Here is a 6,003-nt window from a genome sequence, read left to right as displayed (position 1 = left end):
ACGCCGCACAGACCCGCTCGCGCGCCACGCCGCACACCCCGTCACGCCCCTCCCACCCCGTCACGCGCCACACGCCGCACAGCCCCGCTCGCGCGCCACGCCGCACACCCCGTCACGCCCCGCTCACGCGCCACAACCCCCGCACGCCATAAACCCCCGCATGCCGTCAGCGGGCTACGCCCCACCCCCGGTCGAGGATGCGGAAACCCGCCTCGATCGTCGCCGCGGCGTCATCGTGCTCGAACGCGAGGATCTGCAGCTGCAGCACCATGCGCGCGTAAACGCGGGTCTCGGCATCCGGTTCGCTCTGCCCGGTCGTCTCGGCGATCGCGTCGGCGAGGGCGTCCTCGTGGCGCAGCCACATGCGCGACGCGTAGTCCTGCAGCGCGGGGGTCCCTGTGATCAGCTGCATGAACTGCCGGCGGTTCTCACCCGTGGGGTCGAATGCGAGGCCGATGAGCTCGCGCCGGTAGAGCTCGTGAAGGGCTTCCGACACCGAGGTGCCGACGGCGCGGTCGCGCACGGCGCCGACGAGCATGTCGCGCTGCGCGTCGTCCTCGTCGAAGACGAGGGCCTCCTTCTGCGGGAAATGCGCGAACACGGTCGTGGGCGACACGTCGGCGGCCTCGGCGACCTCGCGGATGCTGACCTCGTCGAACCCGCGCTCGACGAAGAGAAGCGTCGCGGCATCCGAGATCGCCTTGCGGGTGGCGGCTTTCTTGCGCTCGCGGCGCCCGATCGTCTCGCTCATGCCCCCACTTTATCGGATCGACTCAAAAGTCGTATTGACGCCAAAACTGGTACGAGTACAGTTACGGTGTGACTTCACCCTTTTCCTCTTTCGACCAGGGCCGCCGCGCCTGGGTCATGCTTGTCGTCATCACGACGCTGACGACCGCGGGCATGACCGTCGTGCTACCCGTCCTGCCGTTCGTCGTGCTCCGCTACGTCTCGAACCCGTCCGATCTGGCCGTGTGGGTCGGCATCCTCGAGACCGTCAACGCGCTGTGCGCATTCCTCGTCGCACCGTTCCTCGGCCGCATCTCCGACCGCTTCGGCCGCCGGCCGGTGATCATCGTCGCCGGCTTCGGCGCGGCACTGGGCTTCCTGCTCTTCGGCATCGGGGGCGCGCTCTGGGTGCTCCTGCTCGGTCGCATCGTGCAGGGCGTCACCGCGGGCGACCTGCCCGCCCTCTTCGCCTACCTCGCCGACATCACGCCTCCCGACAAGCGCGCCCGACGCTTCGGCGTCCTGGGGGCGACGGCCGGCATCGGCACGATGGTCGGACCGGCCCTCGGCGGATCCCTCGCGGCCATCGACGTCGACCTGCCCGTCTTCGTCACCGCCGGCCTCGCGCTGACGATCGCGATCGTCAGCATCTTCCTCCTGCCGGAGAGCCTCGCGCCGAACAAGCGCATCGCCTCACTCGATCTGCGGGCCGTGCACCCGTTCGCGGTGTTCCGCGGCGTCTTCCGCCGCCCCGAACTGCGCGGACTCATGCTGGGGCTGGTGCTGGTGGGCCTGCCCTTCGGCTTCTTCGTCAACAACTTCAGCGTGCTCGCCCTCGACGCCATCGACTGGAACCCCACCGCGATCGGTCTGCTCACCGCGTGCGTCGGCGTCATCGACATCGCCATCCAGGGCGTGCTGCTCGGCGTCCTGCTGCCGCGCATCGGCGAGCGGGGCGTCGTCGTCAGCGGCATCGTCACGCAGACGGCCGGGCTGGTCGCGCTCGCCGGAGTCGCCTCGCTGCTCGCGCAACCGTGGCTGTTCATCGTGGGTGCGCTGACCCTGGCCGCAGGGCAAGGTGCGGCCCAGGCCACGATGGACGGCCTGCTCTCCAACGCCGTGGGCGACGACGAGCAGGGCTGGATCGCCGGTGCCGCGCAGTCGCTCAACGCCGCCGTCGGCACCGTCGCGCCCCTCATGGCGGGGTTGCTGTACGCCCACGTCGCCCACACCGCGCCGTACGTGCTGGGCGCGGTGCTCATGGCCGCCGCAGCGGTGGTCATCGCCCGGGCCCGCTTCACCAGCCCCTCCCTCCGGGTGAAGACCCCGGATGCCGCGGAGCCGGTGCCCGTCGGCGAGTGACGCCCGAGGGCGCTCCGGATGCCGCGAAGAGGTCGTGGCATCCGGAAGCCCTCAGGCCGGAGTGCTCCAAGGCATGGGGCGGGCGGGATCGCGCGACGCGTCGTCAGGGAGGTGGGGGAGCGTCTCGCCGCCCGCGCGGATGCAGAGCCAGCGCAGTTCGACGCTCCCCTCGGGGATCGCCCTCCAGGTGCGCCAGACGTTCTGGCCGACGCGCACGACGCTTCCCGGGCCCACGTCGATCACGTCGTCGTCGAGGCCCATCTGACCGCGGCCCTCGAGGAACACGTACAGCTCCTCCACATGGGTGTGGGTGTGCCAGTACCCCGCCTGCTCCCCGGGGGCCAGGGCGTTCGCGGTCATACCGATGAACTGCATCGTCAACTCGTGGTCGACCACGCGGCGCCCGTCGCGCGAGCGCGCGGGCGCGAACCCGCCGAAGTGCTCGCGCCAGGCATCCAGCGCCCCGATCTCGGTGATCTCGTAATCGCTCATCTGCTCGCCCTCTCATCGGTCGTAGGGCCATCCTGGCCCCGCTCGCCGACGCGCTTACTCCTCCAGCTGCCCCAGCGATGGCGCGGCCACGAAGCGCGCGACCGGCTCGATCGCGTGCTCGAGCTCGAGCACGACGATCTCGTTCGCACCGGTCCGCGTGGCGGGACCGGGCACGTAGAGCGTGTTCTGCGGCACGTTGTTCCAGTACCGGCCGAGGAAGAAGCCGTTCACGAACGCATAGCCCTTGCCGAAGCCGGCCGTGTCGAGGAACAGGTCGGCGGCCGCGTCGCGGGTGAAGGTGCCGCGCAGCAGCGCGCGCCCCACGGTTCCCTCGCCCGTGCCGGCGGCAGACGTCAGGTCGATGGGCGTCGCCGTCCACCCGGTGAGCGGCGAACCGTTCACGGTCACCGAGCCGATCAGGCCCTTCGCCTCGCCGAGACGGTCGGCGTAGTTGACGCGGCCCTGATCCTCGACGAGCACGGTGAGGCGCGAGCCCGCGGGGATCGTGAGGGCTCGCTCGTGCAGCGACCGTGACAGGCGCCCGACGGGGGTGCCGTCGACGTGGATCCACGCCAGGTCGCGCACCTCGCCGAAGACGAGGGCGGACGGCCCCGAGGACGCCGGGAGGTCGACGTCGTACCGCACGAGCGGCCCGAGGTGGGCGAGGTCCTCGAACGACGACGGATCGTCAGTCCGGTCGACGGCGGTGGCATCCGGCATCCAGTCGCCCTCGCCCGAGAGCGTCACCTCGAAGGCGGGGGCCTCCGGCCGGGGGGCCGCGTCGAGGGGCGGCACGGTCGCGTACTTCGCGATGACCTCGCGGAACGCATGGAACTTCGCCGTGGGGTGGCCCGACTCGTCGATGGGGGCGTCGTAGTCGTAGGAGGTGACGATGGGGTCGAATCGGCCCTTGTCGTTCGCGCCGTTGGTGGTGCCGAAGTTCGTGCCGCCGTGCACCATGTAGATGTTCACCGAGGCGCCCGCCGCGAGCAGCACATCGAGGTCGTGGGCGGATGCCGCCGGGTCGGTGGTGTGGTGGATGCTGCCCCACCAGTCGAACCAGCCGTCCCAGAACTCGCTGCACATGAGCGGGCCCGTGCGCTGGTGCTCCCGGAGGGTCTCCAAACGCTCCTCGCTGCGCGAACCGAACGACCCGGTGAGGTGGAGTTCGGGCAGGCTCCCAGCCTCGAGCATCCACGGCATCGGCTGGTCGACGGTGGTCAGCGGCACCGTGATGTCGGCATCCTTCGTCACTCGCACCAGTTCGCGCAGGTAGTCCTTGTCGGAGCCGTACGCGCCGTACTCGTTCTCGATCTGCACCAGCACCACGTTTCCGCCGCGGTCGATCTGGCGGGGCGCGACGATCTCGTACACGCGGCGCAGATACTCCGACACCGCTTCGACGAACTGCGGTTCGGAGCGACGGATGCCGATCCCCGGCGTCGAGGTGAGCCACACCGGCAGGCCGCCGTTGTGCCACTCCGCGCAGATGTACGGGCCCGGGCGCACGATCGCGTGCAGGCCCTCCTCGGCGATCAGGTCGAGGAAGCGTCCCAGGTCGTTCCAGCCGGTCGCGTCCCATTCGCCGCGGACCGGCTCGTGGGCGTTCCACGCCACGTAGGTCTCGATGGTGTTGAGTCCCATGGCCTTGGCCGTGCGGATGCGGTCGGCCCAGTGCTCGGGGTGGATGCGGAAATAGTGCAGCGTGCCGGAGATGACCTGGTGCGGTCGCCCGTCGAGCAGGAAGTCGGTCTCGCCGATGGTGAAGGTCGTCACGGTTTCTTTCGGGGATCAGGCGGTGAGGCGCGCGGTCAGGCGAACCCAGGCGAGGGCGGGGAGGGTGAAGCGCAGGATGCCGTCGGCGCCGGCCTCCACGGCCAGCGGCGCGGGCGCGACGGGCTCGCCGTCGACGGAGTTCGTGGTGTGGCGGTCGCCGCCCTCGGGGATCGTCACGATGACGGCGTCGACCTGCTCGACCGCGCCCAGGTCGAGCTCGACCTCGGTGGCCGCGTCGAGATCGCGGTGCGCGAGGAAGACCGACACGTCACTGCCGTCGACGGTGGCGACGGCGTCCACCGCGTCGACCGACCCGTGGCGCGCAGTGTCGATGACGGCACCGTCGACCCGCGGGAGCACCACCCGGCCGGATGCCGCTTTGGCGGTGAGGGCGAAGGGGTGGAACGTGCTCTGTCGCCAGGCCGCTCCGCCGCCGGGTTCGGTGCGGATGGGCGCGATGACGTTCACGAGTTGCGCGAGGTTGGCCATCGAGACGCGGTCCGAGCGACGAAGGAGCGTGATGAGCAGGGAACCGACGACGACGGCGTCGGTCACGGTGTAATCGTCTTCGATCAGGCGCGGGGCGATCGGCCAGTCACCGGTGAACACGCGGGGCTTGTCGACCTCGTTCCAGCGGGTCTGGTTCCACACGTTCCACTCGTCGACGCTGATGCCGATCGTGCCCCCGTCGGGGGTCTTCGCGCCGGTCTCCTCGATGATGTCGACGACGTCGGCGATGTAGCGGTCGAGGGCGGCACCGCTGGCGAGGAAGCTCGCCGGGTCGTCCGGGTCCTCCTCGTAGTACGCGTGCACGGAGATGTGGTCGATGAGGCCCGCGGTGTGCTGGAGCACCGTGCGCTCCCACTCCCCGAAGGTCGGCATCTCGTGGTTGGAGCTCCCGGCGGCCACGAGCTCGACCGTGGGGTCCAGGAAGCGCATCATGCGCGCGGTCTCGGCGGCGAGACGGCCGTACTCATCGGCGGTCTTGTGGCCGATCTGCCAGGGGCCGTCCATCTCGTTGCCGAGACACCACAGCCGGATGCCGAAGGGCTCGTCGCGACCGTTCGCCCGGCGGCGGTCGCTGAGCGCGGTACCGGAGGGGTGGTTGGCGTACTCGAGCAGGTCGGCGGCCTCGGCGACGCCGCGCGTGCCGAGGTTGACCGCCTCCATGACCTCGAAGCCCGCGGCATCCGCCCAGTCGGCGAACTCGTGCAGCCCGACCTGGTTGCTCTCGGTGCTGTGCCACGCGGCATCCAGCCGCACCGGGCGTTCGTCCCGCGGACCGACCCCGTCCTCCCAGCGGTATCCCGAGACGAAGTTGCCGCCGGGATAGCGGACGACGGTCGCGCCGAGTTCGCGCACGAGATCGAGCACGTCGGCGCGGAAGCCCGCGGCGTCCGCGCTCGGGTGCCCGGGTGAATGGATGCCGTCGTACACGCAGCGGCCCATGTGCTCGACGAACGAGCCGAATAGACGGCGCGGCACCTCGGCGCCGACGGCTGCGCGGTCGACGGTGATGCGGGTGGGGGGGATCATGACTCTCCTCGGGAGGGAAAGGGGAGGGGCGGGCCCCCCACGGACCCGGCGGCCCCCCCCCCGGCTGCTGGGTACTTGTTGACCGCGAATCCCCGGTCGTTTCCCTAA

General features: G+C 70.6%; 5 protein-coding genes. 1 reads left to right on the top strand and 4 read right to left on the bottom strand.

The window, feature by feature from the left end; genetic code table 11:
- Positions 1-166: 166 nt before the first annotated feature.
- Positions 167-751, bottom strand: a complete 585-nt coding sequence (locus tag RWP81_RS13585; protein WP_314456945.1) for a TetR family transcriptional regulator — start codon at positions 749-751, stop codon at positions 167-169.
- A gap of 68 nt (positions 752-819) precedes the next feature.
- Here RWP81_RS13585 and RWP81_RS13580 point away from each other — a divergent pair, with 68 nt between their 5' ends.
- Positions 820-2,091: an MFS transporter gene (locus RWP81_RS13580; protein WP_314456944.1), complete on the top strand. Its 1,272-nt coding sequence runs from the start codon at positions 820-822 to the stop codon at positions 2,089-2,091.
- Positions 2,092-2,142: 51 nt separating this feature from the next.
- On the opposite strand, the gene RWP81_RS13575 is transcribed toward RWP81_RS13580, so the two are convergent.
- The 3 genes from RWP81_RS13575 to RWP81_RS13565 are packed head-to-tail and all read right to left on the bottom strand — an operon-like array spanning position 2,143 to position 5,895.
- Positions 2,143-2,583: a cupin domain-containing protein gene (locus RWP81_RS13575; protein ID WP_314456942.1), complete on the bottom strand. Its 441-nt coding sequence runs from the start codon at positions 2,581-2,583 to the stop codon at positions 2,143-2,145.
- A 54-nt stretch (positions 2,584-2,637) separates the two neighbouring features.
- Positions 2,638-4,359, bottom strand: a complete 1,722-nt coding sequence (locus RWP81_RS13570) for a beta-galactosidase (RefSeq protein WP_314456940.1) — start codon at positions 4,357-4,359, stop codon at positions 2,638-2,640.
- A gap of 15 nt (positions 4,360-4,374) precedes the next feature.
- Positions 4,375-5,895 (bottom strand): alpha-L-arabinofuranosidase C-terminal domain-containing protein, encoded by a 1,521-nt coding sequence (locus RWP81_RS13565; RefSeq protein WP_314456938.1) that lies wholly within the window; start codon positions 5,893-5,895, stop codon positions 4,375-4,377.
- Positions 5,896-6,003 lie beyond the last annotated feature (108 nt).

Origin of the sequence: uncultured Microbacterium sp. (assembly GCF_963521695.1) — a bacterium.
In the GTDB taxonomy this organism is placed as follows: Bacteria; Actinomycetota; Actinomycetes; order Actinomycetales; family Microbacteriaceae; genus Microbacterium.
This window is presented reverse-complemented; position numbering and strand designations above follow the sequence as displayed.

Coding starts and splice junctions, on each gene's coding strand:
- RWP81_RS13585 (WP_314456945.1), bottom strand. CDS start 751: ATGAGCGAGACGATCGGGCGCCGCGAGCGCAAGAAAGCCGCCACCCGC.
- RWP81_RS13565 (WP_314456938.1), bottom strand. CDS start 5,895: ATGATCCCCCCCACCCGCATCACCGTCGACCGCGCAGCCGTCGGCGCC.
- RWP81_RS13575 (WP_314456942.1), bottom strand. CDS start 2,583: ATGAGCGATTACGAGATCACCGAGATCGGGGCGCTGGATGCCTGGCGC.